Here is a 21,161-nt window from a genome sequence, read left to right on the forward strand (position 1 = left end):
TTGCAGCGCACAAGCGCTGATCTGCATGTAGGAAAGGATGACGGGCTAGCAGTCTGATGCATATGCAAGAGCACAGAACACGCCGCGTGAGCGCAGGCCAGAGAATGCTCAGAAACGCCGACGGTGCGTCTCCAGTTCAAAGTCGGCTTCCATCGATTGCAGCACTTCCCGGTAGGCCTGCTTGAACATGATGCCGGCCCAGGCGATGCCAAGTATGCTTTTACCCGCCGAACCGGGAGGATGCGGCAGAAACTCCATGCCGCCCTCGTATTCGGGATGCGCGCACAGGCGCCGGTTCATTTCGGCGATGTAGCCGTCTTCGTCCAGTTTGATCTTGGCCATGTGCTGCTCCTTCAGAGCGCGAGGAAAAATTTAGACCAGAACGCCCAGTCACAATTTCAGGAACCGTCATTGATATCCGCTATGGCGTGAGCAAACGACTTGGGACAAATGCAGCGAGGCAGGCTTCAAGGCAGAACCGGCAGACGACAAAAAAACCCGCGTCTGAAGGAGGCGGGCTTTTACGGAGTCTTGCGTGATGTTAAGGAATATTGATTCAGGAGCATCTTCACGACATCCCCACCTATCTGGTGAGTGACGCCGCATAGCGAACATGCTCTTGAATCAAAACCCGGGGCCTTGCTGATGAACTACCGATGCGACTTCGACTGACTATATACAGGAAGGGAAATCGGCACAAGCAATATTTCCTTCACGCATTCCTCAGCAGAAAACTTTAGCAGTCGGCCACTCTGCCATCCATTGCCTGAAAGCATGCAGCCCGAGTTGCCGGAGCATCCAGATCAACTTGAAAACATCAGCACAGGATCACACCGGAATCAGTATCTTGTCGATCCAATCAGATGCCAGCGCAATGGCCTTCTGCTGCGCGGCAAAATCGCTGTCGAAAGCTTCACCATTCAGATTGCCCGAGTAACGCGTAGGCCCGCTGCCGTCCTCGCCCTCCTGCACCGAAAACTTCGCTGTCCAGCGACCGTCAGGAAGCGGCTCAGTCAATGCTGCAATGGCGTAACCGCGATATGGGAAACCCTGATTCTTTTCCATGATGTGTTCTCCTCCGGCTGAGCGGAAATCCTACCACGGCCGCACGCAACTCTGAGCACGAGACGCCTGCAGGCGAAAAAATTATCGCTTCTTATGAGAGAGAATATATTGCTCGGCGCCGGTCACGGCATTTTGCAGCGCCTGCATCTTGGTGCTGCCGGGCTTGAAATCACCGAAATCGTGGGTAGTGCGATCAGGGAAATCGATGTGCACAAAGGCACTCCAGGTTCCATCATTGCGCAGTACTGGGGTGAGGTTGATTGTTGCGCCGAAATATCGTTGCGATATCCGACCGATGGGGCCAGCCATGTTGCAATTCCACGATATGTTGAATGAAGGGAATCATCATGCCACAAAGCGACGACTCCTGCCCAGCGACGCCGTACTCTTTGATCGGGAAGTTGAGCTAAATCAGCTTGCCGGCATCCAAGTGCCTGGATGCCGTCGCCCTACTCCAAGGTCCTCCGTCATGTCGCCTGAGCATGGTCTGTCATCTTTCTTGTTACTAGCCCCTCAAGCGGCGCTTCAGACTTTCAGTCCCGGCACTTCACCGTCAATCAAACTCTTCGCATATTGATGAGCAGCGGCCAGAGCGTCGCCTTCCGATGTGTAGTGATTTTCAAGCGTGAACGTCTGGCGCCGGTGGGTGCCGAGCGGCACGAGGATATCCACCCGACCTTGCCAGCGCCCCGCTTCAGGCGCCGGATGCGCGCTGGGTATGTAGGCATTTTCGTTGTGCTCGAACTGCGTATGTTGTTCGTTCATCTTCATCTCCTGTGTGATCAGCTTCAAGTCTGATGGCACTCAAGCACGAAGGTTCGGAAGAAGGCGTCAAACAGCGAAAGCTGCTTGCCCTTGGTACGACACGTACTCTCTCCCATGTCGCAGCTTTCATCCAATTCTCATTGAACGAGAAATAACAAGTTCCACAATTGGCAGTTGCCTTGCCTTCGGCTGGCGCAACTTATCCATGCCGAATATCTGCTTCAAGTTGCCGTCCCGCACCCAAAATTAAATACGAGCAATTTATTTTAAATATTGCAAAAAATAAATTTCACTCAGGAAATTCAGTATTTATTTTTCTTTAAAACAAGTACAAGTTACGTTGCCACAGGAATACATTTCCACACGAATATTTTTTATACAATAAGCCTCAACGCCATATAAACAAAGGCCCACAAGGTTGCTGCATCGCCACAATATTTTCGCATCAAGCTCAACAATCAATTGCTTTTTTCGAATTCAGAACCTAATCTTCAATTGTCGATTCTTAGAAAATAATTCTAGCAACGACACAAATAAAAACGCGAATAATAATTCTCAACGGAAATTTATTTGCTGGATTCTCTGCCCTCGCGTTTGACCATTCTCGTCCTCCACTGAATGAAGAGGTATGTCTCATGCAAAAAATTCTGGCAAGCATTCTGCTGACCTTGTTCCTGGCGCTCATCGGTCCGATTGCACACGCGGCGAATATCAACGGCACTTCCGCGCTGGTATTCAACAACGACACCTCCAGCTTCGGCGCCAGTTTCGGCAGCGGAACCAAAAACAAGACCTTTCTTGAGAACTACACCTTCAGCTATAGCAGCCCCTTCGACGTTTCATCGGCAGTCATTTCGATTGCGCTGAGCAACGTCTCCTCGGTGAACATTTCCAGCTTCACTCTGAGCGGAAACGGCAGTACCTACACCGGTAGCAAAACCGTCGTCGGCAATACCGTGTACTACACGCTGAATGCGTCCAGCCTGAGTTCGGGCAGCTACGTCTTGTCGGTGGCCGGCACGGTCACCGGCACGCGCGGCGGCAGCTTCGGCGGCAACATCAACGTCTCGCCGGTACCGGAAGTATCCAGCGCCGCCATGATGCTGGGCGGCCTGATGCTGGTCGGTTTCGTTGCTCTGCGCCGCCGCACAAGCGTGAACACAGGCACTGCCGCCAACCGCCCGTCCTTAGGGCACGCACAGATGGCATGAGCATATCTGCTTGCCGAAGCAGTAAGGCCCGCAATGGCGGGCCTTTTACTTTTTGCTCTCCTCACGATGATTCACTGCTCCTTGATGCGAATAATGCGAAAAACGGGAAGGGTCAACAACCCTTCCCGTCTTCTCGTGGCCGCGCTGCCTGCTTACCCAAGCCGATACAGAACGCAGGCCAAGCTTACTTCGCGGATTCGCGCATGCCCTTCATCTTCATCGGCGAATCGGTCATCACCACATCCACACCCAGTTGCTGCGCGGCGCGATAGGCCGCCGGCGAATCGACGCCGAACACCATCACCTTGGTGCCTGGATTGCGCTTGAAGCACTTCATCGCGTCCGGCGTCCACCAGTGTGCGACGACTTCAGAGACGCCCTCGCCCAGGGTGAATTTCTCGACCACCGTGACCTTGCGTTCCAGCTCGATGCCCGACCAGGTTCCCGCCGCCGGCGCCGCCTCGCAGGCGCCGCCGTTCAGGGCGATACGCGCCAGACGATCACGCGTGGCATCGCGTGATTCAAACACCTGCGCTTTCGGCTGCGCCGCCATCAGCGCCAGCACATTGGCATCGGTGGAATAGAAGCGCACGCGCTGCCAGGCATTTTCTTCATCGATCACCTTGGCCACGGCCGCTACCAGAGCCTCGGCCGGCAGCTGCTTCATGTCTATCATGATCGGGGTAGATGCCGGCACCGCACGCAAGGCATCGCGCAAGGTCGGGATCATCACCGGATGCTGACGATAGGGATAGCTCTTGTTACCGGCGGCATCGCTCACGCTATATGCGTAACCGGCATTCAGCGCCGTCAGTTGCGCCGCGCTCAGGGTATTGACCAGGCCCTTGGCGTCGGTCAGCGCCGACACATCGGCCGGACGATACAGCACCGGCACGCCGTCGCTGGAAACCTGCACCGTCATCCACAGAATGTCGGCGCCGTGCTTGAGCGAATTCTGCAATGTCGGAATGGTATTTTCCGGGCCGTCGCCGGTGCCGCCGCGATGCGCGGCGATCAAGGGATCGGCGCTTGCCGCCAGCGTCACGCTCAGCAATGCCGCGCCCACGGCATGCAGCATCAATGTATTCATCTTCATGTCAACTCCCTGAGCCTGATCAGAACTTGTGGCGGATGCCGGTGGTCAGCACGTTTTGCGTATTACTGCCGCCCGGTGCCACGTAGAGGCCCGGGTTGTACATGTCGGACGAGCGGATGTTGGCGTAGAACATGTAGACATCGGTGCGCTTGGACAGGAAGTAATCCACGCCCAGCGAGACCTGGGTCGCCTTGCCGTCGCTGGCGCCGACGAACTTGGAGCGCGTGGTCACGAAGTTACCCAGCAATTGGGTGTTCGGCGTCACGCTGTAGTTCAGGCCGAGGTCGATAATGTTGATGCGGCTGTTGTTGACGCCGCCGAAGGTGAACGCAGCACCGCTGGCGCCGGTGAAGGCTGTCATCGAAGTGCCGGCAGCCACTGCCAGCGGTTGCTTGACCTGCGAGAACGAACCGTACATGCGAACGTCGCCCAGCTTGTAGGAACCGCCGATCAGGAAGGTTTTGAGCGAAGTGCTGGCGATGCTGCCGGTGGTGGCGCCCGGCGCTATGCCGGAGTCGCTGGAACCGGTGAAGCTGTTGTTACCGGTCAGCTTGTTCTGGAAGTACGCCGCACCGACGGACAAGGGGCCATTGGTATAGCTGCCGCCCACGCCGAAGGATTGGCCGGCGCCGGTCGAGCCGGCCTGTTCGCCGAAACCGTAGAGCGCGCTCAGCGTCACGCCGGCCATCACCGGCGAGTTATAGCGGATCGAATTATTGACGCGCGAACCTTGCGAACGGTCCAGATTCAGGCCGTGGATGTTGTTGACCAGGCTGCCGAAATCCAGCGCGCCGTTGAAAGCAGCCAGATCGTCGATGTAATCCTTCTGACGGCCCAGATACACCGTGCCGCTCTTGCCCGACAGACCGACGATCGCGGTGCGGCCGAAGAACAAACCGCCCTGCGCCAGCTGGCCGGTGTCTGCATTGAAACCATTTTCCAGCGTGAACAGCGCCTTCAGGCCACCGCCCAGATCTTCCACCCCCTTGAAGCCGATGCGCGAACCCTGCGCCACCGCGGTGTCCATGCTCAGACGTGAACCGGTGCTGGTCGGATTGCCGGCGGTGGCGTTCGCCACCTTGTCGGTGTAAGTCACGCTGGGATTGATGATGCCGTAGATGGTGACGCCCGACGAAGTGCCGGCGGTTTGCGCATGCGCTGCATCGACTACAGAAAGGCCGATGGCAGACAGCGAAAGAGCGAGAGCGTATTTTTTCATGACCATTTTTTGAGATGTGATTTGAGGAAGGCGAGCAGTGTTGAAACGCTGCGGACTATGCCTGCCTTATATGACGTCGGCATGACGTTTTGATGATATGAAAATGAATTCATGTTCATATGAACGTAACGATGCGGTAACAATCGCTGGCTAACATTCATCACGTTTTCAAATGAACGAATGAATGGATAAGTGAACATGTCTGTCACTACCGATAAGCTCGCCGACAAGCCTGTTGAAAAGCCCGCCGCCAAACCGGCATCGCTGCGCCACAACGAAATCATTGCGCTGTTCCGTCAGCATGGCTTCATGAGCATGGAGGCGCTGGCCGAGCATTTCGCGGTCACCACGCAGACCATACGGCGCGACATCAACGCGCTGTGCGATGCCGATATCCTGCGACGGCGGCATGGCGGCGCCGAGCTGATTCTGTCGGCGCGCAACCAGCCTTACGACATGCGCCGCATCAACAATCTGGAGCAGAAGGCCGAGATCGGCGCAGCGGTGGCGAAGCTGATCCCCAACGCCTGCAGCGTGCTGATCGGCATCGGCACCACGCCCGAACAAGTCGCGCTGGCGCTGGCCAAGCACGACCATCTGACCGTCATTACCAACAACCTGCGCGCCGCGCTGGCGCTGTCGACCAATCAGAATAATCAGGTCATCGTGCCGGGCGGCACGCTGCGATTTCCGAATCCGGAAATCCTCGGCAACGACGCCGACAAACTGTTCCGCAACTTCCGCGCCGACTTCGGCATTTACGGTGTCGGCGGCGTCGATACCGACGGCACCTTGCTGGATTTTGATCGCATGGAATCGAGCTCGCGACAGGCGCTGCGCGAGAGTTGCCGCACCCAGATTCTGGTGACCGACAACTCCAAATTCGGACGTCAGGCGCCGGTACGCGGCGGCCATCTTTCCGACCCCGACATTCTGGTCACCGACCTGCCGCTCAAGCCGTCGCTGGCAGCGATGCTGGCGGGGAATACACGCGTGGTGATCAGTGCCGACAATCCTGATGACGACCCGGAACACGATCATGCCGTCCTCTCCATCACCGCCAAATAAGCAGGGAGCCAACATGCACAACGACATCGCCATCCGCCTCTCCGGCCTCAGCAAATCCTGGGGCACGCATCAGGTCATCAAATCACTGGATCTGGAATTCGGACGCGGCCAGCTGGTCGCGCTGCTCGGCCCATCCGGCTGCGGCAAATCCACGCTGCTGCGCTTGCTGGCCGGACTGGAAATCCCCGACAGCGGACGCGTTGAAATCGACGGCAGGGACGTCACCAACGCGGCGCCTTCAGCGCGCGGTCTGTCGATGGTGTTCCAGTCGTATGCGCTGTTCCCGCATCTGAATGTCGCCGAAAACATTTGCTTCGGCATGCAGGTCCGCAAGGTGTCTGCCGCCGAGCGCCGTCAGCGGCTGCAGGATGCGTTGACGCTCACCAATCTGCAGGGACTGGAACAACGCAAGCCGGCGCAACTGTCGGGCGGCCAGCGCCAGCGTGTGGCGCTGGCGCGTGCGGTGGTGGCCGGGCATTCGATCTGTCTGATGGATGAGCCGCTGTCCAATCTCGACGCCAAACTGCGTCATTCGGTGCGCCATGAAATCCGCGCGCTGCAGCAGCGACTCGGCATGACCGTGGTGTACGTCACGCACGACCAGACCGAAGCCATGGGCATGGCCGACCAGATTGTGCTGATGAATGGCGGCAGCATCGTGCAGAGCGGCACGCCGGAAGCCTTGTATGAAATGCCGGCCAACGCCTTCGCGGCGGGCTTCATCGGCAGCCCGCCGATGATGCTGATGCAAGCCGGCAAGCTGCCCGCGTCGATGCGTCTCGGCGCCGGCGACGAGCGCCAGATGATAGGCGTGCGTCCCGAGCACTTCCATATTGTCGCAAGCAGCTCCACCGATTTGTCCGGCACCGTTACCGGCGTCGAATTCCAGGGCGCCGAATCCTACATCTATCTGGAACTGCCGGGCGGCGACGCCATCATCGTGCGCAGTCCGGAAAAGAGCAGACTGCAGCTCGGCGACCGTATCGGCCTGGCCTGGAGCGCCATGGATGCGCATATCTTCGCCGCCGAAGACGGCCGCCGTCTGAACCCGCATGCCCATGCCCAAGCCGGCCTCGGCCCCAGTATCACTCCCATTCGCAAGGACGCCGCTTTGGCGGCTGCGCTTTAAGAATCTACCCCTGTGCTTTTCAACATGACCTCCCTCAAAAAGGAACAGCAATGCTGAGCAAACTCATCAAAAAAACAGCCTTGGCCGCACTCTTCGCCAGCGCCATGTCAGCCTCGTCGCTGGCCAGCGCCGCCACGGAACTGACCATGTATTACCCGATCTCGGTCGGCGGTCCGCTGACCGAAGTGATCGACGGCATGATCAGCGACTTTGAAAAATCCAATCCGGACATCAAGGTCAAGGCGGTCTATTCCGGCAACTACGATGAGACGCGCGTGCGCGCACTGTCCGCCATCAAGGGCGGGCAGCCGGCGCAACTGTCGGTGCTGGGTGCGCTCGACACTTACGACCTGATCGACCAGAACCTGATCGAGCCTTTCGACAAGGTCGCCACCAGCGCCGACGACAAGGCCTGGCTGCAGAGTTTCTACCCCGGCCTGATGGCCAACGGCACCATAGGCGGGCACGTCTGGGGCATTCCGTTTCAGCGTTCGACCATCGTCATGTTCTACAACAAGGACATGTTCCGCGCCGCCGGCCTGAATCCTGATGCACCGCCCAAGACCTGGAAAGAAATGCTGGCCGCCGCCGCCAAGCTGACCACCAAGGACCGCTACGGCCTGATGGTGCCGTCCACCGGCTATCCGTACTGGATGTTCCAGGGCTTCGCGATCCAGAACGGCGTGTCGCTGATGAACAAGGAAGGTACCCAGGTCTACTTCAACTCGCCGGCGGCAGTGGAAGCGCTGGAGTTCTGGCGTTCGCTGGCGGCCACGCACAAGGTCAGCCCGGCCGGTGCGATTGAATGGGGCACCCTGCGCCAGGCTTTCGTGCAAGGCCAGACCGCCATGATGTGGCACACCACCGGCAACCTGACTGCGGTGAAAAAAGAAGCCAAGTTCGACTTCGGCGTCGCCATGCTGCCGGCCAACAAGCAACCGGGTTCACCGGTCGGCGGCGGCAACTTCTACCTGTTCAAGGGTTCGTCCCCTGCTCAGCAGGCGGCTTCGGTCACCTTCGTACGCTGGATGACGGCGCCGGAACGCGCGGCGCAATGGTCGATCGCGACCGGCTACGTCGGCACCAGCCCGGCCTCGTACAACACGCCTGCTCTGCGTGATTATGCCAAGACCTTCCCGCAGGCGCTGGTGGCGCGCGATCAGCTGGCGGTGGCGATTCCGGAGTTCTCGACCGAGCAGACCGCGCGCGTGCGCGAAGCCTTGTCGAACGCGGTGCAAGCTGCATTGACCGGCACCAAGACCTCCAAGCAGGCTTTGGATGAAGCACAGGCGACGGCTGAACGTCTGCTGAAGCCTTACCGTTGATGCCGGCAAAGTAGTACAGGCTCCACCGCAATTCCTGGGCAGATGAAGCGCTGGCGGCCGTTTGAAGCCCTATTCAAACGGCCGCCACTGCAGCTCAATCAAGCTCAATCACTGGACACGATCCTGATGAACCAAGCAACAACTCATGCGCACAGCGCTGCGAATACCAACAACGCAGCCACTCCGCAAGCGCCGCGAGTCAACCGCGCCGAACGCCGTCTGCACAATCTGTTCGGCTGGTGCCTGCTGGCGCCCTCGCTGATTCTGCTGACGCTGTTCGCGTTTTATCCGATGCTGGCGACCCTCTGGGCCAGCTTCCATTCGCGCGGCACGGCGCGCCGTCCCAGCGTATTCAACGGCATCGAGAACTACCGCGATCTGCTCAGCGATCCCACTTTCTGGCAGGTCGCCGGCAACAATCTGCTGTATGCCGGCGTGACGGTGCCGGTCTCCATCGCGCTGGCGCTGAGCATGGCCTTGTGGGCCAATGCGCGCATCGGCGGCCGCGGTCTGGTGCGCACCGCCTTCTTCACGCCGACCATGCTGCCGATGATTGCAGCGGCCAATCTGTGGCTGTTCTTTTATACCCCCGGCCTCGGCCTGCTCGATCATTTCACGGCGCTGTTCGGCATCGGCCCGACCAACTGGCTGGGCCAGCCCGGCACCGCGCTGTGGTCGGTGATGGCGGTGACGATCTGGAAAGAGTCCGGCTTCTTCATGATTTTCTATCTGGCGGCCTTGCAAGCGATTCCGCCCGATCTGCGCGAAGCGGCGCGCATCGAAGGCGCCGGCCGCTGGGCCTATACCCGCCGCGTGGTGTTGCCGCTGCTGATGCCGACCACGCTGTTCGTGCTGATCAATGCGCTGATCAACTCGGTGCGCCTGATCGATCACCTCTTCATCCTGACCAAGGGCGGCCCCGACAACGCATCCAAGCTGATCCTGTACTGGATCTGGGAAATGGCCTTCGCCTATCTGGATCAGGCCGGCGCTGCGGTGATGACGGTGCTGGTGCTGGTGGCCCTGGGTCTGGTCGCGGCGCTGCAATTCATGTTCTTCGACCGCCGCATTCACTATCGCTGATCGCGATTCACTACTGACGCATACTGCCGATGACTACCGCTTCTTTTCCTTCTTCCAATACTCCTGCACCGGCCGCTGCCGCGGCTCCCGGCGAACGTTTCTGGAACATCGCCGATACCGCCGGCGCCTGGCTACTGGCGCTGCTGTGGATCGCACCGCTGCTGTTTGCGCTGTGGGCCGCCTTCCATACATCCAACGCTGCGCTCAGTCTCGACTGGCGCGCCCCGCTGATCCTGCAGAACTTCCGTGAGGCATGGCTAGCCGCGCCATGGCTGCGCTATTTCCTCAACACCTTCGTGCTGGTCAGCCTGATTCTGGTCGGCCAGTTCACGCTATGCACACTGGCCGGTTTTGCCTTTGCCCGCTTTCAGTTCAGCGGCAAGCACATCGTCTTCGTGCTGGTGCTGCTGCAACTGTTTGTGCTGCCGGAAATCCTGATCGTCGAAAACTACGCGATGGTGACCCGCCTCGGCCTGTTCGATACGCCCTTCGGCATGGCCGTGCCTTACATGGCCAGCGCCTTCGGCATCTTCCTGCTGCGCCAGGCTTTCATGCAGATTCCGCGCGAGCTGGAAGAGGCGGCGCGCATCGAAGGCTGCGGCTGGTTCGGCGTGCTGTGGCGCGTGTATGTGCCGGCCGCCAAGCCGGTGTATCTGGCTTATGCGCTGGTGTCGGTGGCGACCCACTGGAACAATTTTCTGTGGCCGCTGATCGTCACCAACTCGCAGGCCACGCGTCCGCTGACGGTCGGCCTGTCGCTGTTCGGCGCGCCGGAAAGCGGCGTCAATATCTCCATCATCAGCGCCGCCACGCTGCTGGCGATTGCTCCGCTGATGATCGGCTTCCTGGTGTTCCAGCGCCAGTTCATTCAGGCCTTCCTGCGCGCCGGTATCCGCTGAAAAAAACAGAACAACAAAGACCGAAGCTGCATCGGCACAGCTTCCGCCTCATCATTTTTTATAGAAAACACATCCTGATGAAAGTCATACAAATTACCGACATCCACTTGGTTCCGGATGGAAACCTCTTGTTCGGCGAAGATTCGGTAAGCCGCTTCCGCAACTGCATCACCCACGTCAATGCACATCACGCCGACGCTGATCTGTGCGTCATCACCGGCGATCTCACGCATGACGGCGACGAAGCCTCGTATCGCATCCTGGCCGAGTGCCTGAAAGAATTGAAGCTGCCGGTGCGCCTGCTGCTGGGCAATCACGATGAACGCGCGGTATTCCGTAGTGTGTTCCCGGACTTGCCGGTGGACGACAGGGGTTTCATCCAGGGCATACACGACAGTGATGAAACGCGGCTGGTGTTCCTCGACACCAAGGAAGCCGGCACCCATGAAGGCCGGCTGTGCGCCGACCGCCTGGCGTGGCTGGATCGCACCCTGGCCGAAGCCGGCGAGCGTCAGGTCTATCTGTTTTCGCATCACCCGCCCTTCGAGCTCGACCTGCCGTCGATGGACTGGATTCGTCTGCGTGAAGAGGCCGACCTGCGCGCGCTCGTCAGGAAGCACGGCAATGTGCGCTACATGTTTTCCGGCCACGTGCATCGGCCATCGGGCGGCACCTGGTATGGCACGCCGTTCGCCACCGTGCCCGGCACCAATCACCAGCACGCGCTCGACTTCGCGCTGACCGGCCCCGCCACCACGTCGATGGAGCCGCCGGCCTACGCGGTGCTGAGTCTGCGCGAAGCCGGCGTGGTGGTGCATTACCATGCCTTCATGGATCAATCGCAGCAGTTTCCGTATTACGGCTGAAGATTGGAAACAGGAAATCCAGGACGAAAAATGCCGGCAGATCTTGCCGGCATTTCTGATTCTGACTACTAGGATAAAAAGCGCATCCCTTCGCGTATCACGCTCAACTCTGCTTGCCATCCTCGGCAAATATCTGCTCCAGCTCTCGCAACCGTTCATTGAGCCTGCCCACCAACTGCGTGAGCTGCTCCTTTTCTACGTCGTTCAGCACCTCAAACAGCTCCGTACGAAAACGCTCGCGCACCGGCTCCGATTGTTCCAGCACGGCCAGCCCGGCCGCGGTCAGTGAAATGTGTTTGACGCGGCGGTCGGACGCATCGGCTTCGCGCATCACCAATCCATCCTTTTCCAGCGCATCCACCGCCTCGGTGATCGTGCGCGGCGAGAAACCGAAGCCATCCACCATGTCGGCCGAGCGCACCTTGCCGCGCAGATTGATGAACATCATCATCTTGGTTCGCGCGAATGAAGTTCCCTGTACAGCCAGCATGCGATTGAGCGCACGCTGCGACGTCATGTAGAAATCGCGCAGTGCTTCGCCGGCTTCGATGCTGCCGCTGTCGGATGTAAAGGTGTTGGACATAATTTTCTTCATTAGCATATTATATGGTTCCTCCATTAAATTTGGAGGCAAATGATTTCCACACTCCCGTGCCTATCATTTCATGGTGACCAGGACAGAACCCGCATGAGCTCAGCCGATATTTCCCCCGATCAAGAATCGCCGAAACAGCAAGGTACGCAAAGCCCGCAAAACCAACAGGATCAGAAATCCGACAAGCCCAGGAAGCGCATGAGCGCCCGCGCCGGATTCGTGCTGCGCGGCGGTGCAGTGCTGGCGCTGGTATTGCTGGCCGGCTGGTTCTTTTATCATGAAACGCGCGGCAAATATATCGAAAGCACCGATGACGCCTACATCCACGCCGACAATGTGACGGTCTCGCCCAAGGTGTCCGGCTATGTCGAGCAGGTGTATGTGGCCGACAATCAGGAGGTGAAGGCCGGTCAGTCGCTGGTGCGCATCGACCCGCGCGATTACTCGGCGCAGAGCGCTCAGTTCAAGGCACAGATCGACGCCTCGGCGGCCAGTGTCGACGCTGCCCGCGCCTCGCTGCAGGAGCAGAAGAGCGCGATTGCGCAGGCCCAGGCGCAAGTGGCTTCGGCGCAGGAAGACGCGCGCTTCGCCAGGAGTGAAGTGGAACGCTATCAGCCGCTGGCCGCCAGCGGCGCCGAGACCCGCGAAAAACTCAATTCGCTGCGCAATCAGGCGACCCTGGCCGACGCCAATGTCGCCGCCCGCCGCGCCGCGCTGGAAGCCGCGCAACTGCGTGTGAATTCGATGCAGGCGCAGATTCGCCAGGCGCAGGCGCAGGGTGAAAACGCCCAGGCCCAATTTGATGCCGCCAATGTCAATCTGGCCGCCACCGAACTCAAGGCCAGCACCGATGGCCGCATCGGCGACAAGGGCGTGCGCGTGGGCCAGTTCGTTTCGGCCGGCACGCGCCTGATGTCGGTGGTGCCTTCCAGCTTCTACGTGGTCGCCAATTTCAAGGAAACCCAGATCGGCCTGATGCGCATCGGCCAACCGGCCACCGTCAAGATCGATGCCCTGCCCGGTGAAGAATTCCAGGCGCACGTGGAAAGCATCTCACCCGGCACCGGCGCCCAGTTCTCGCTGCTGCCGCCGCAGAACGCCACCGGCAATTTCACCAAGATCGTCCAGCGCGTGCCGGTGCGCATTGCGGTTGACGTCGGGCCGCAACTGCGGCGTCTGTTCGTGGCCGGCATGTCGGTCACGGCCGAGGTCAATACCATCGATGCCAAAGACGATCTGAAAAACCAGCGCAACAAGGATCAGGCAAACCGGCAAGACCCGCCTGCCTCTCCTGAAGGGAAGCATTCGTGAACAGCCCGCAGCCACGCGATCGCGCCGATGCCGGCGCCTGGCTGGCGGTCGCGGCCGGCACGCTGGGCGCGATGATGGCGACGCTGGATATCTCCATCGTCAACTCATCGCTGCCGACGATACAGGGCGAGATCGGCGCCAGCGGCACCGAAGGCACCTGGATCGCCACCGCCTATCTGGTGGCCGAGATCATCATCATTCCCCTGTCGGGCTGGCTGGAAAAACTGCTGGGCCTGCGTACCCTGCTGTTGCTGGCCGCCGGACTGTTCACCTGTTTTTCCATCGTCTGCGGCCTCTCCACCAGCCTGCCGACCATGATCATCGGCCGCGTCGGTCAGGGTTTCACCGGCGGTGCGCTGATCCCGACCGCGATGACCATCATCGCCACCCGGCTGCCGCGCTGGCAGCAGCCGGTCGGCAACGCCATGTTCGGCGCCACCGCGATCCTGGGCCCGGTGTTCGGCCCGGTGCTGGGCGGCTGGCTGACTGAAAATGTCAGTTGGCATTATTCCTTCTTCATCAATGTACCGATCGGTATTGCACTGATCACGCTGCTGCTGGTCGCCATCCCGTATGAGAAACCCAAGATGAATCTGCTGCGCGAAGCCGACTGGTTCGGCGTGGCCGGCATGGCGCTCGGCCTCGGCGGCCTGACGGTGGTGCTGGAAGAAGGCGAGCGCGAGCAATGGTTTTCTTCGCCCGACATCCGCTGGCTGGCGCTGACTTCGTTGATCGGCTTCATCCTGCTGGCCATCGGCCAGGTGCGCGCGCGCCATCCGGTGATTCAGCTCCGCCTGCTGCGCGACCGCCAGTTCGGCGCCGTGGTCGCCATGGCGATGGTGGTCGGGGTGGCGCTGTACGGCACGGCGTATGTGATTCCGCAATTCCTGTCCGGCATCGCCGATTACAACTCCCTGCAATCTGGCGAGATCGTGCTGCTGTCCGGGCTGCCGATGATCATGATGATGCCCTTCGTGCCGGTGCTGCTGCGGCGCCTCGACATCCGCCTGGCGGTGGGGTCCGGTCTGCTGATGCTGGCCATCAGCGCGTTTCTGGAAACCGATCTGAGCCCGCTGTCGAGCGGCGGCTCCTTCATCTTTTCGCAATTGCTGCGCGGCCTCGGCACGGTGCTGGCGATGATGTTTCTCAATCAGGCGGCGATCCGCTCGGTCAGCCCGGCGCAGGCCGGCGACGCCGCCGGACTGTACAGCGCCGCGCGCAATCTGGGCGGCTCGCTGGCGCTGGCCGGCATTGCGGTGATACAGGAGCAGCGCATGTGGCTGCACAGCCGGCGGCTGGAAGACAGCCTGTCGGCCAACTCCGATCTGGTACAGAACTACATTGCCACGCAAAGCAGCGCACTCGGCGGCCAGGCCACTGCGCTGCGTTCGCTGGCCGCCATCATCCAGACTCAGGCGTTGACCATGACCTACGCCGATCTGTTCTGGATACTCGGCGTCGGCATCATGGCCATCACCCCGCTGGTTCTGTTTCTCCGGCCCTTGCCCAGCAATGCGCCTCCGGTCACGACTCATTGATGAATACCATGCGCCCCATTACTCCAGTTAAACCTGCGCTTGCGCGCAACTTCTCCCTCGTTCTGTCGCTAGTCATGCTGGCGGTCCTCTCGGCTTGCACGCTCGGGCCGGATTACAAAGGCCCGCCGGACTCGGCCCCGCATGCAGTGCAGAGCGGCCGGTTCGTGCGCGCCGACGATGCGGCAATGCGCAAGGCCGCACCGCTCAATGAATGGTGGCTAGGCCTGGCCGATCCCGAGCTCAATGAGCTGGTGCGGCACGCGCTGGATGCCAATCCCAATCTGAACATCGCCAGGGCGCGCCTGCAGCAATCGCGCGCGGCGCTCAATCTGGAACAGGCCAACGGCATGCCCAGCACCGGCGCCTCGGCGCTGGCCGGACATGCGCGCCTGCCGCCGTTCACCGACGGCGGCTCGGCCACCAGCGTGAACCTGTACAGCGTGGGCTTCGATGCCTCCTGGGAAGTGGATATTTTCGGCGGCCACAAGCGCAGCGTGCAAGCTGCGCAAGCCAGCGCACAAGCGGCCGAGGCGACACTGGCCGACGTCCAGGTGAGCCTCGCCGCCGAAGTGGCCAACGCCTACATCAATCTGCGCGACCGCCAGCAGCGCATTGCGCTGGGTGAGCAATCGGTGGGGATGCAGGAAGAAATGATACGGCTGACTGAGCAGCGTCTTGCGCGCGGTACTGCTTCCAGCCTCGATCTGATCCGCCTGCAGAATCAGCTGGATGCCACGCGCGCCGACATCGTGCCGCTGCGTGCAGACCTGGAGTCGTATTTGAATCAACTGGCCACGCTGGCCGGCGAAGAACCCGGCGCGCTGGATGCGCAATTGAACACTGCATCGCCCCTGCCATTGCCGCCGGCGCAAGTGCAGGTCGGCGATCCGGCCAGCCTGCTGCGTCACCGGCCCGACATCCGGGCTGCCGAGCGCACGCTGGCTGCCGACACCGCCAAGATCGGCCAGGCCGAAGCTGCGCGCTATCCCAGCATGAAGCTGTTCGGCGTGATCGGACTGGGCGGTACGCATCCTTCCGATCTGACCAAGCTGGATGATTTCTCGACGGTGCTGGCGCCCATGCTGAGCTGGAATTTTCTCGACTTCGGACGGAATACCGCGCGCGTGAATCAGGCCGAGGAAGTACGCAACGAAGCCGAAATGAAATATCGCCAGACCGTGCTGGAAGCCTTGCGCGACGCTGAGGATTCGCTCTCGCGTTTCCGCCACGGCCGCGTCACCGTCGCCACGCTGGCGCGCACCAAGGCGTCCGCCGACCGGGCGCTGACGCTGGTGCAGCAACGTTATCGCGCCGGCACCACGACGCTGATCGACGTGCTCGACACCACCCGTCAGCAAGTCAGCGCAGAGCAAAATCTGCTGCAGGCGGAGGCAAATCTGACGCGCAGTTTCGTCGCGATTCAAAAGGCGCTGGGATTGGGCTGGAGCAGTTAGCCTGAGAGGTCGAACCAATGCCGGCAGGCGTGCCGTACAAATCTTCCGCCGAAAGCGCAATTCAGGATGCCCGCACAGTAAAATCCGTGCGGGCATTTTTCATTTACGTATAGCGCGGGGAACCCTTGTTCAAACAGCTTCTTGCCAGAATCCATCAGCAGCGATGGCCGGTCTACATTGAAAAACCGATGGTCGCGCTGGTCTACCTGTGCGCCCTGAGCGCAGCAGCCTTATTGTTCGTGCTGTGCTGCTTCGTGGTGCTGGTGCTGTCGCCGATGGCATGGCACTGGTTGCGCGCGCTGTAAAAATCTCACCGCCAAGGGCGAGCAGCCAGGCAAACATGTGATGCAGAACCTCAGCCCGCAGCCGGCGACTGAATGAACTCGATGAAAGCGCGCAACGGCGCAGGCAGATGGCGTCGGCCGGAATAATACAAAAACGGCCCGGGAAAACTCAGCCACCAATCCTGCAGCACCGGCTGCAGTTGACCGGACTGCATATACGGCTCCAGCCATTCTTCAAACAGATAAATCAATCCATGCCCGGCCACTGCTGCACTCACCGCAAGGTCGGCGACGGTCGGGGTCACGATCAAGGGGCCGCCAGGATCGACCGTGAGCGTCTGTCCATCGCGCTCAAACTCCCACGGGTAGATGGCGCCGCTGAGAAATCTGCCGCGCAGGCAGGAATGTTCCAGCAAGTCGCGCGGATGCTGAGGGGTGCCGCGCCGCGCCAGATAGTCCGGCGACGCCGCGACCGCGAAGCGTTGCGTACGCGGCCCTATGGGCAGCGCAATCATGTCCTGCTCCAGCCGCTCGCCATAGCGAATGCCGGCGTCGCAGCCGGTGGCGACCACGTCCACGAAATTATTGTCGACCACCAGTTCCAGCATGATCTCCGGATACAGGCTGAGAAACTGGTTCACCATCGGCTGCAGAAAAAAACGCGCCGCGCTGACCGGCACATTCAGACGCAGAGTCCCGCGCGGGCTGTCGCGCAAGTCGTTGAGCACATCCAGCGCATTCGATACCTCATTGAGCGCCGGGCGCAAACGACTCAGCAGCAACGCGCCGGCTTCGGTCGGCGTCACGCTGCGCGTGGTACGCAGCAACAGGCGAATGCCGAGCTTGTTTTCCAGCCGTCGCACCGCCTCGCTCAGCGCGCTAGCGGACTGCCCGCTGGCGCGCGCCGCCTGGCGAAATCCCTGATGCTGCGCGACCAGAGCGAAGGTCGAGAGATCAGCCATGGAATGGAGGTCGCTGCTCATGAATGAAATGCTCCGGTGAAATTCAGATGAGATCAATTGTGCGTTATTTCGCACAAGCCGTGCACGATTACCCCGATTATCACATCACTCCATCTTCATTACCATGTACTCATGCCGCTGGACCTGCCCGAGGCAGCCCGGCGCAAGGCGAACCATTCGACTGCCCAATCAACCAATCAGGAGTTTTCATGAACGCATATTCCCCTGCCAGCGATCAATTTACGCCCGCCCGATGCGACATCTCTTTCAACCGCATCGGCTACGGCGCCATGCAACTGGCGGGCCCGCATGTATGGGGCCCGCCCAAGGATCGCGCCGCCGCAGTCGCGGTGCTGCGCGCCGCGCTCGAACTGGGCGTGAATCACATCGACACCTCCGACTTTTATGGTCCGCATGTCACCAACCAGATCATCCGCGAAGCACTCCATCCCTACCGTGACGACCTGACCATCGTCACCAAGATCGGCTTCAAGCGCGGCGCAGATCAGTCCTGGCTGCCGGCTGCATCGGCGCAGGAATTGCGCGACGCAGTGCATGACAACCTGCGCAACCTGCAACTGGATGTGCTCGATGTCGTCAATCTGCGGGCGCCGGGCATAGCGGGTGCCGACGGCTCCTCGATAGTCGAAGCGCTGAGCACGCTGGTGCGCATGAAAGAAGAAGGACTGATCCGCCATATCGGACTCAGCAATGTCGATGCGCAGCAGGTGGCCGAAGCGCAAAAGATGACGGATATCGTTTGTGTGCAAAACCAATACAACCTGATCCATCGCGGCGACGATGCGCTGCTCGATACGCTGGCAGCACAGGGTATCGCCTATGTGCCGTTTTTCCCGCTGGGCGGATTTACGCCGCTGCAATCGGATGCGCTGAGCCGTGTCGCCAAAGAGCTGCACGCCACGCCGATTCAGGTAGCGTTGGCCTGGCTGCTGCAGCGCGCGCCCAACATTCTGGTGATTCCGGGGACCTCGTCGGTCGCGCACTTGCGTGAAAACATCGCCGCAGGTGCGCTGCAACTCGATGCGCAGACGCTGGCGACGCTGAACGCCTTGTGATCCTGCTTCTGAAAGTCCGCTTCAAATGAAAATGCCGTTCAGTTTGTAGCTGAACGGCATTTGCATCACTTCGGTTCTGTTTTTTTCAGGCCTTGCCGCAAGCATGCGCGCGCCACACCGCCGGCAGCGAATGATCAGGCGGCACTGAGCAATGCCGACTTCAGCGACGCCGCCAGTTCTTCGATATTGAATTTCGCGACGTAGCCATCGGCACCTACGCTGCGCACGTGATCTTCGTTGGCGGAGCCGGACAGCGAGGAGTGAATCACCACCGGAATATGCTTTGAGTTGGGATCGCTCTTGATATTTCTGGTCAGGGTAAAACCATCCATTTCGGGCATTTCCAGATCGGTCAGCACCAGCGCCACTTTCTGTTTCAGGGCGATGCCGTCGCGCTTGGCTTCGGCCGACAATTCCCTGAATTTATCCCAGGCCTCTTTGCCGCTCTTGGTCATGATGTAAGGGATGCCCAGCGTATTGAGGCCGCCTTCAATCAGCGCGCGCGCCAGTTTCGAATCGTCCGCAGCCAGCACGATGGCGCCGGGCGGAATCATGTCCTTCAGGGTATCGGCATGATCTTGGTCGAGCATCTTCTTGATCGGCGCCGCCATGTGCAGAATCTGCTCCACATCCAGCACCTGCACCAGACGGCCGCCGTCTTCATTCGAATCAAGCCGGGCGATGCTGGTGACGATATCGCCGCCGGCGCGCGATTCGGCGGACAAGACCTGCTTCCAGTCGAGACGCACGATTTCTTCCACCGATTCGACCGCGAATGCCTGCGTGGTGCGCGCGAATTCGGTGATCAGCAATATGTTCAGTCCGGTCGCCGGGGTACAACCGGCAACCGCCGGCAGGTCGATCACGGGGATGACCTGACCGCGGATATTGATCATGCCCAGCATCGGCGCCTTGGTGCCGGCTGCCGTGGTGATGGTGGTCATTGGAACTATTTCCCGGATCTTGAACACATTGATGCCGTACAGTTCGCCGACATCGTCGGCGCGCCCGCTCGCTCCCAGGCGGAACAGCAAAAGCTCGAACTTGTTGCTGCTGGTCAGATTGGTCCGCTCATCAATTTCCTGTTGAAACTGATCCATTATTCTTTCCTTTGAGGATGGCTGTTTTCGATGTGCGCCGTTTCGGGACGCACCGTTAAAATCATTTACCCATGGAACGATACGGGAGTCTGCGATTTTGCTTAATCAGGCAAAACCTGATTTCCGGAAAGAAATCTTTATTGCGTCAAAGCTGACCGGTTAATGGAGATCCATGGAGCTCAGGGGAGATACTACCCCCATGGCGATACGCGCGGCAGCTTGCTCGCGGCTTTACTCGCCGATGGCCCGCAGACGTTAGAATGATGCCCCCGAGCAAAACATCAACAGCAACCGTCCCGGAGCAAGTTTGAATACTCAAAGTGCACTTCCCGATCCCGAGCATCCCGGCGCCACTGTCGTCATCACACACCAGATCCGCGAGGGCATGCAGGCAAGCTACGAAGCCTGGCTCAAGGAAATCGCCTCCGCCCGCAAGGCGGCCGACGGCATCCTCGACTGGCAGATTGTGCGGCCGCTTGCGGGCATCAACAACGCTTACACCATCATCCTGCGCTTTGCTTCGGCGGAGCGCCTGCAACACTGGATGGGCTCGACGGAACGCGCAGCACACATTGAGCGGGTCAAACCCTTCCTCGCCAAAGACGATGCGTTTTTCATCCGCAGCGGGCTGGATTTCTGGTTCACACCGCAAGGCGCCAAGGCCAGAGTTCCGGTGCGCTGGAAGCAGTTCCTGATTACCTGGTCGGCGATCTTTCCCTTGTCGCTGCTGGCATCGCAACTGCTGCTGCCGCTGCTGCACGAGATCGGCCTGCCGAACGAACGCTACCTCAATGCGCTGATCGCCTCGGGCATGGTGGTCGCTGCGATGGTGTATGTCGTCATGCCGCGCTATACCAAGCTGGTACAGCGCTGGCTGTTCGACCACTAAACGGAGGCTTGAACCGCCAGTGTCAGGGCACCGCGCAGTTCGGGCCCGGGCAAGCAAGATACTGATTCGTCCCCGATCAGCACGCCTCTCTTCTGCACGCGCGAGCAGTTGCTGCTCGCGCGCCGGGCCCGCTGCCTCAGCTCGAGCGCTCGCGGCGCTCTGCAACTCCCCACCCCCGCCTTCTTTACATTCTTCGAAACTGTTTCAGAGCAAATCTGAAGCGGCT

At 60.1% G+C, this 21,161-nt stretch carries 22 protein-coding genes; 13 read left to right on the forward strand and 9 right to left on the reverse strand.

The annotated features are described in order from the left end of the window. Positions 1-108: 108 nt before the first annotated feature. The 4 genes from PQR62_RS01280 to PQR62_RS01295 form a co-directional block, all read right to left on the reverse strand. Positions 109-342 carry a hypothetical protein gene (locus PQR62_RS01280; RefSeq protein WP_408153970.1) on the reverse strand — a complete coding sequence of 78 codons (234 nt, stop codon included), beginning with the start codon at positions 340-342 and terminating at the stop codon, positions 109-111. Between the two features lie 486 nt (positions 343-828). Beyond that, positions 829-1,065, reverse strand: coding sequence for a hypothetical protein (locus PQR62_RS01285; protein WP_408153972.1), 237 nt, complete (start codon positions 1,063-1,065; stop codon positions 829-831). An 81-nt stretch (positions 1,066-1,146) separates the two neighbouring features. Continuing rightward, on the reverse strand, positions 1,147-1,374 hold the full coding sequence (locus tag PQR62_RS01290; RefSeq protein WP_408153974.1) for a hypothetical protein: 228 nt from the start codon (positions 1,372-1,374) through the stop codon (positions 1,147-1,149). Positions 1,375-1,590: 216 nt separating this feature from the next. Continuing rightward, positions 1,591-1,830, reverse strand: a complete 240-nt coding sequence (locus tag PQR62_RS01295; protein ID WP_408153975.1) for a hypothetical protein — start codon at positions 1,828-1,830, stop codon at positions 1,591-1,593. A 635-nt stretch (positions 1,831-2,465) separates the two neighbouring features. Between PQR62_RS01295 and PQR62_RS01300 the strand changes: the two genes are divergently transcribed. Further along, positions 2,466-3,041: an FxDxF family PEP-CTERM protein gene (locus tag PQR62_RS01300; RefSeq protein WP_408153977.1), complete on the forward strand. Its 576-nt coding sequence runs from the start codon at positions 2,466-2,468 to the stop codon at positions 3,039-3,041. 184 nt (positions 3,042-3,225) lie between these two features. Here PQR62_RS01300 and PQR62_RS01305 read toward each other — a convergent pair whose 3' ends face one another. Both PQR62_RS01305 and PQR62_RS01310 read right to left on the reverse strand, forming a co-directional pair. Next, complete coding sequence (locus tag PQR62_RS01305) at positions 3,226-4,137, reverse strand: glycerophosphodiester phosphodiesterase family protein (protein ID WP_408153979.1); 912 nt, start codon at positions 4,135-4,137, stop codon at positions 3,226-3,228. A 19-nt stretch (positions 4,138-4,156) separates the two neighbouring features. Then, positions 4,157-5,356 carry a porin gene (locus PQR62_RS01310; RefSeq protein WP_408153981.1) on the reverse strand — a complete coding sequence of 400 codons (1,200 nt, stop codon included), beginning with the start codon at positions 5,354-5,356 and terminating at the stop codon, positions 4,157-4,159. 198 nt (positions 5,357-5,554) lie between these two features. Here PQR62_RS01310 and PQR62_RS01315 point away from each other — a divergent pair, with 198 nt between their 5' ends. The 6 genes from PQR62_RS01315 (at position 5,555) to PQR62_RS01340 (ending at position 11,726) form a co-directional block, all read left to right on the forward strand. Continuing rightward, complete coding sequence (locus PQR62_RS01315; protein WP_408153983.1) at positions 5,555-6,424, forward strand: DeoR/GlpR family DNA-binding transcription regulator; 870 nt, start codon at positions 5,555-5,557, stop codon at positions 6,422-6,424. Positions 6,425-6,437: 13 nt separating this feature from the next. Beyond that, positions 6,438-7,553, forward strand: coding sequence for an ABC transporter ATP-binding protein (locus tag PQR62_RS01320; protein WP_408153985.1), 1,116 nt, complete (start codon positions 6,438-6,440; stop codon positions 7,551-7,553). 50 nt (positions 7,554-7,603) lie between these two features. Continuing rightward, positions 7,604-8,878: an ABC transporter substrate-binding protein gene (locus PQR62_RS01325; protein ID WP_408153987.1), complete on the forward strand. Its 1,275-nt coding sequence runs from the start codon at positions 7,604-7,606 to the stop codon at positions 8,876-8,878. Between the two features lie 126 nt (positions 8,879-9,004). Next, complete coding sequence (locus tag PQR62_RS01330) at positions 9,005-9,961, forward strand: carbohydrate ABC transporter permease (protein WP_408153989.1); 957 nt, start codon at positions 9,005-9,007, stop codon at positions 9,959-9,961. A gap of 29 nt (positions 9,962-9,990) precedes the next feature. Then, positions 9,991-10,860, forward strand: a complete 870-nt coding sequence (locus tag PQR62_RS01335) for a carbohydrate ABC transporter permease (protein WP_408153991.1) — start codon at positions 9,991-9,993, stop codon at positions 10,858-10,860. Between the two features lie 77 nt (positions 10,861-10,937). Then, positions 10,938-11,726, forward strand: a complete 789-nt coding sequence (locus PQR62_RS01340; protein ID WP_408153993.1) for a phosphodiesterase — start codon at positions 10,938-10,940, stop codon at positions 11,724-11,726. 103 nt (positions 11,727-11,829) lie between these two features. Here the strand turns inward: PQR62_RS01340 and PQR62_RS01345 are convergent, their stop codons facing one another. Continuing rightward, positions 11,830-12,309, reverse strand: coding sequence for a MarR family winged helix-turn-helix transcriptional regulator (locus PQR62_RS01345; RefSeq protein ID WP_408153995.1), 480 nt, complete (start codon positions 12,307-12,309; stop codon positions 11,830-11,832). 105 nt (positions 12,310-12,414) lie between these two features. Between PQR62_RS01345 and PQR62_RS01350 the strand changes: the two genes are divergently transcribed. From PQR62_RS01350 to PQR62_RS01365, 4 genes are all read left to right on the forward strand, one after another. Next, entirely contained in the window at positions 12,415-13,632 is a 1,218-nt protein-coding gene (locus PQR62_RS01350; protein ID WP_408153997.1) for an HlyD family secretion protein, read from the forward strand. Continuing rightward, positions 13,629-15,170 (forward strand): DHA2 family efflux MFS transporter permease subunit, encoded by a 1,542-nt coding sequence (locus PQR62_RS01355; protein ID WP_408153999.1) that lies wholly within the window; start codon positions 13,629-13,631, stop codon positions 15,168-15,170. The genes PQR62_RS01350 and PQR62_RS01355 overlap by 4 nt, the downstream gene beginning before the upstream one ends. Further along, positions 15,170-16,624 (forward strand): efflux transporter outer membrane subunit, encoded by a 1,455-nt coding sequence (locus PQR62_RS01360; protein WP_408154001.1) that lies wholly within the window; start codon positions 15,170-15,172, stop codon positions 16,622-16,624. The genes PQR62_RS01355 and PQR62_RS01360 overlap by 1 nt, the downstream gene beginning before the upstream one ends. A 125-nt stretch (positions 16,625-16,749) precedes the next feature. Beyond that, entirely contained in the window at positions 16,750-16,929 is a 180-nt protein-coding gene (locus PQR62_RS01365) for a hypothetical protein (RefSeq protein ID WP_408154003.1), read from the forward strand. Positions 16,930-16,979: 50 nt separating this feature from the next. On the opposite strand, the gene PQR62_RS01370 is transcribed toward PQR62_RS01365, so the two are convergent. After that, complete coding sequence (locus tag PQR62_RS01370; protein ID WP_408154005.1) at positions 16,980-17,891, reverse strand: LysR family transcriptional regulator; 912 nt, start codon at positions 17,889-17,891, stop codon at positions 16,980-16,982. Positions 17,892-18,079: 188 nt separating this feature from the next. On the opposite strand from PQR62_RS01370, the gene PQR62_RS01375 reads away from it, so the two are divergent. After that, the gene (locus PQR62_RS01375; RefSeq protein WP_408154007.1) at positions 18,080-18,946 is read left to right on the forward strand and encodes an oxidoreductase; all 867 of its coding nucleotides are present in this window, start codon (positions 18,080-18,082) and stop codon (positions 18,944-18,946) included. A gap of 134 nt (positions 18,947-19,080) precedes the next feature. Here PQR62_RS01375 and PQR62_RS01380 read toward each other — a convergent pair whose 3' ends face one another. Further along, a complete protein-coding gene (locus PQR62_RS01380; RefSeq protein ID WP_408154009.1) occupies positions 19,081-20,046 on the reverse strand; it encodes a chemotaxis protein in 966 nt (321 codons plus the stop codon). Between the two features lie 307 nt (positions 20,047-20,353). Between PQR62_RS01380 and PQR62_RS01385 the strand changes: the two genes are divergently transcribed. After that, complete coding sequence (locus PQR62_RS01385; RefSeq protein WP_408154011.1) at positions 20,354-20,935, forward strand: antibiotic biosynthesis monooxygenase; 582 nt, start codon at positions 20,354-20,356, stop codon at positions 20,933-20,935. Positions 20,936-21,161 lie beyond the last annotated feature (226 nt).

The organism is Herbaspirillum lusitanum (assembly GCF_046025995.1).
Taxonomy (GTDB): Bacteria; Pseudomonadota; Gammaproteobacteria; order Burkholderiales; family Burkholderiaceae_D; genus Herbaspirillum; species Herbaspirillum lusitanum_A.

What these genes read in the sequence shown, in the direction of transcription:
- PQR62_RS01280 (WP_408153970.1), bottom strand. Translation starts at nt 342, where the DNA reads ATGGCCAAGATCAAACTGGACGAAGACGGCTACATCGCCGAAATGAAC.
- PQR62_RS01285 (WP_408153972.1), bottom strand. Translation starts at nt 1,065, where the DNA reads ATGGAAAAGAATCAGGGTTTCCCATATCGCGGTTACGCCATTGCAGCA.
- PQR62_RS01290 (WP_408153974.1), bottom strand. Translation starts at nt 1,374, where the DNA reads ATGGCTGGCCCCATCGGTCGGATATCGCAACGATATTTCGGCGCAACA.
- PQR62_RS01295 (WP_408153975.1), bottom strand. Translation starts at nt 1,830, where the DNA reads ATGAACGAACAACATACGCAGTTCGAGCACAACGAAAATGCCTACATA.
- PQR62_RS01300 (WP_408153977.1), top strand. Translation starts at nt 2,466, where the DNA reads ATGCAAAAAATTCTGGCAAGCATTCTGCTGACCTTGTTCCTGGCGCTC.
- PQR62_RS01305 (WP_408153979.1), bottom strand. Translation starts at nt 4,137, where the DNA reads ATGAAGATGAATACATTGATGCTGCATGCCGTGGGCGCGGCATTGCTG.
- PQR62_RS01310 (WP_408153981.1), bottom strand. Translation starts at nt 5,356, where the DNA reads ATGAAAAAATACGCTCTCGCTCTTTCGCTGTCTGCCATCGGCCTTTCT.
- PQR62_RS01315 (WP_408153983.1), top strand. Translation starts at nt 5,555, where the DNA reads ATGTCTGTCACTACCGATAAGCTCGCCGACAAGCCTGTTGAAAAGCCC.
- PQR62_RS01320 (WP_408153985.1), top strand. Translation starts at nt 6,438, where the DNA reads ATGCACAACGACATCGCCATCCGCCTCTCCGGCCTCAGCAAATCCTGG.
- PQR62_RS01325 (WP_408153987.1), top strand. Translation starts at nt 7,604, where the DNA reads ATGCTGAGCAAACTCATCAAAAAAACAGCCTTGGCCGCACTCTTCGCC.
- PQR62_RS01330 (WP_408153989.1), top strand. Translation starts at nt 9,005, where the DNA reads ATGAACCAAGCAACAACTCATGCGCACAGCGCTGCGAATACCAACAAC.
- PQR62_RS01335 (WP_408153991.1), top strand. Translation starts at nt 9,991, where the DNA reads ATGACTACCGCTTCTTTTCCTTCTTCCAATACTCCTGCACCGGCCGCT.
- PQR62_RS01340 (WP_408153993.1), top strand. Translation starts at nt 10,938, where the DNA reads ATGAAAGTCATACAAATTACCGACATCCACTTGGTTCCGGATGGAAAC.
- PQR62_RS01345 (WP_408153995.1), bottom strand. Translation starts at nt 12,309, where the DNA reads ATGTCCAACACCTTTACATCCGACAGCGGCAGCATCGAAGCCGGCGAA.
- PQR62_RS01350 (WP_408153997.1), top strand. Translation starts at nt 12,415, where the DNA reads ATGAGCTCAGCCGATATTTCCCCCGATCAAGAATCGCCGAAACAGCAA.
- PQR62_RS01360 (WP_408154001.1), top strand. Translation starts at nt 15,170, where the DNA reads ATGAATACCATGCGCCCCATTACTCCAGTTAAACCTGCGCTTGCGCGC.
- PQR62_RS01370 (WP_408154005.1), bottom strand. Translation starts at nt 17,891, where the DNA reads ATGAGCAGCGACCTCCATTCCATGGCTGATCTCTCGACCTTCGCTCTG.
- PQR62_RS01375 (WP_408154007.1), top strand. Translation starts at nt 18,080, where the DNA reads ATGAACGCATATTCCCCTGCCAGCGATCAATTTACGCCCGCCCGATGC.
- PQR62_RS01380 (WP_408154009.1), bottom strand. Translation starts at nt 20,046, where the DNA reads ATGGATCAGTTTCAACAGGAAATTGATGAGCGGACCAATCTGACCAGC.